At 46.1% G+C, this 530-nt stretch carries 1 pseudogene; it reads left to right on the top strand.

Annotation, left to right across the window (positions count from 1 at the left end):
* Positions 1–24: 24 nt before the first annotated feature.
* A pseudogene (locus CIK04_RS25535) lies at positions 25–530 on the top strand (cation diffusion facilitator family transporter); the annotation flags it as partial.

Raw genomic sequence — 530 nt, 5'->3', positions numbered from 1 at the left:
GCGTTTTCTACGCGCAACAAAACGTTGACTTACTTTGACAATCAAACTAATTGATTTCAAATATTTGACTATCAAMCAATGGATTTCTTTTATGTCTGCTTGCTCTCAAAGCCACCGATTTACCACACACAATCAACAAGGTGAAAAACGCACGTTTTATGTCCTTTTACTCACTCTTTTTACTATGGTGGCGGAAATCGTTGCAGGTACCCTTTACGGCTCCATGGCACTACTGGCTGACGGTTGGCACATGGGGACGCACGCGGCAGCCTTTGCATCACCCTCTTTGCGTATCGGTATGCGAAAAACACGCGCACAGCGCTCGTTTCTCTTTTGGCACGGGTAAAGTCAGCGTGCTTGGTGGCTTTACCAGCGCGATTGCTTTAGGAATCGTCGCGTTGCCTGATGGTGGTGGAATCTGTTCACCGCCTATTTAATCCTGAAAGTATTCAATTTAATGAAGCGATCTTGGTGGCGGTGGTTGGATTATCAGTGAATGTCGCCAGTATGTTCTTGCTGCATGATCACCA

This window comes from Vibrio sp. 03_296 (genome assembly GCF_002265885.1).
This window is presented reverse-complemented; position numbering and strand designations above follow the sequence as displayed.